Below are 2,503 nucleotides of genomic sequence, written 5' to 3' on the forward strand. Positions count from 1 at the left end.
CGCGCCGTACGTGGTGACGAAGGCGCGGACGCCGGCCGGCCGCCACTGCGCGGGCCAGCCCATCTCCACCACCGTCACCGGGTGCTCGGCGGCCAGCGCGGTCACCAGCTCCGGGCCGCCGGGCAACCGGTGCAGATGCCGGCCGACCAGCACGATCGGCCGGTTCCCGGCGAGCCGGCGCAGGGTCGCCGGGTCGGTCTCGGCGGCGACCACCCGCAGTTCCTCGGCACCGTCCAGGTGCGGGCCGAGCCCCCACGGCACCCGCCCCTCGGCGATGGTGGACGCGGCGTGCAGCTGCACCACCAGCGGGTGGGCCAGGCCGGTCAGCACGCCCTCCACCCGGACGGCGCGCCGCGCCGCGGCGTACCCCAGATCGGTGGTGCCCACCGAGGTCACGCCGGTGGCCCGGGTCCAGGCGGCGAGCGTCGCGGCGCGGCCGGCCGCCTCCTCCACCCGGTTGCGGTCCAGGCGCCCGTCGGTCAGCGCCGTGACGATCTCGGCCACGACCCGCTCGACCAGTTCGGCGTCGACCTGCGCCCCGATGCAGAGCAGGTCGGCGCCGGCGGCCAGGGCCCGGACGGCGGCCGGGCCGATCCCGCCGGCGGCGACCGCGGCGCCCTTCATCTCCAGCGCGTCGGTGATGACGGCGCCGGTGAAGCCGTATTCGGTGCGGAGCAGGTCGACCAGGACCTTCCGGCTGAAGGTGGCCGGGCCGTCGCCGGTCAGCGCCGGCACCCGGATGTGCGCGGTCATGACGGCCTGCGCGCCCGCGGCGACGACCGCGGCGAACGGCGGCAGGTTGCGCTGGCGCAGCACGTCGAGCGGCACGTCCACGGTGGGCAGCTCGTGGTGCGAGTCGGCGACCGTCGCGCCGTGCCCGGGGAAGTGCTTGGCGCAGGCGGCGACGCCGGCCGCCTGGAGCCCGGCGACCGCCGCGGCGGAGTGCGCGGCGACCCGGACCGGGTCCGCGCCGAACGACCGGGTGCCGATCACCGGGTTCTCGTCGGCGGTGTTCACGTCCACGGTGGGGGCGAGGTCGACGGTGATGCCCAGGCCGGCCAGCTCCGCGCCGATGGCCTCGTAGACCCGCCGGGTCAGCGCCACGTCGCCGATCGCGCCGAGGGCGGCGTTGCCCGGGTACGGGCTTCCGGTGGCGTGCGCGAGCCGGGTGACGTCCCCGCCCTCCTCGTCGATCGCGATCAGCACGTCCGACCGGCCGACCCGCAGCGCGGCGGTGCTCGCCGCCACCTGCCCCGGGTTGTGGATGTTGGTGCCGAACAGGGTGTGCCCGGCGAGCCCCTCGGCCACCAGGTCGACCGCCCAGTCCGGCGGCACCGGCCCCGGGTACGCGGCCAGCAGCGTGCCCAGCGCGAGCCGGCGCAGTCCTGGATCCAACCCCACGTGATCCTCCCCTTTCGGTGCCCGAGGGCACGGATGTCGTACCGGAGGCGGTCGCCGACGTGCCGGGTCGGCCGAGCGCCCCGGTTCCGGGTGGCCGATACGCTACGGCTACCCGTTCGCAGGTCCGTTTACAGTTAGCAAAGTTAATTAAAATTTAGAGGACGTGGCATGAGTGCGACCCGGCTGCCCGGCACCCCCCGCCTGTTGCGGGCGCTCAACGACCGTGCGGCGTTGGAGCTGCTGCTGGAGCGCGGCCCGCTGACCCGGGCCCGGCTCGGCGAGCTGACCGGGTTGTCCAAGGTCACCGCCTCGCAGCTGGTCGAGCGGCTGGAGGAGCGGGGGCTGGTCACCCGGGTCGGCGAGCAGGCCGGCGGGCGGGGGCCGAACGCCCAGCTCTATGCCGTGCGGCCGGGCAGCGCGCACGTGGTCGGCGTGGACGTCGGCCCGGACCGGGTCGTCGCCGCCTGCGCGGACATCACCGGGGCGGTGATCGGCCGGGTCGAGCAGTCCACCCGGGACACCGACGACCCGGTGGGCGTGGTGCACAACGCCGTGGTGCAGGCGGCCAGCAGTGCGCAGGCGCAGCTTTCGAGCGTACGGCGGATCGTGCTCGGCACCCCCGGCCTGGTCGACCCGGCCAGCGGCGACATCACCTTCGCCTTCAACCTGCCGCGCTGGCACAGCGGCCTGCTCGCCGCGCTCCGGGAGGACCTGCACACCCCGGTGGTCTTCGAGAACGACGTCAACCTGGCCGCCGTCGCCGAGGCGCAGTCCGGCGCCGCGCAGGGGCTGGCCGACTTCGTGCTGGTCTGGGTGGGCGCCGGCGTCGGGCTGGCGGTCATGCTGGGCGGGCGGCTGCACCACGGCAGCAGCGGCGCGGCGGGGGAGATCGGTTACCTGCCGGTGCCCGGCGCGCCCATCCCGCGCGACGTCTCCCGCCGGGCCAAGCCGGCGTTCCAGCAGCTGGTCGGGGGGGACGCGGTCCGCGAGCTGGCCCGCGCGCACGGCTACCCGGACGACAGCGCGGCCGGCGGGGTCCGCGCGGCGATCGCCGACGGCACGGCCGGTGGCCCGATGCTCGACGAGTTGGCCCGCCGGCTGG

Annotated in this window: 2 protein-coding genes; one reads left to right on the plus strand and one right to left on the minus strand. The window is 76.1% G+C overall.

Features of this window, described 5'->3' with window-relative positions:
- Window positions 1–1,401, minus strand: a 1,401-nt coding sequence (locus NCC78_RS30785; RefSeq protein ID WP_250798926.1) for a glycoside hydrolase family 3 N-terminal domain-containing protein, incomplete at its 3' end; no start/stop codon positions are given.
- Between the two features lie 168 nt (window positions 1,402–1,569).
- Between NCC78_RS30785 and NCC78_RS30790 the strand changes: the two genes are divergently transcribed.
- Window positions 1,570–2,503 (plus strand): ROK family transcriptional regulator (locus tag NCC78_RS30790; protein WP_250798928.1); only part of this gene is annotated, 934 nt, incomplete at its 3' end.

It is taken from the genome of Micromonospora phytophila, assembly GCF_023656545.1.
Lineage (GTDB): Bacteria > Actinomycetota > Actinomycetes > Mycobacteriales > Micromonosporaceae > Micromonospora > Micromonospora phytophila.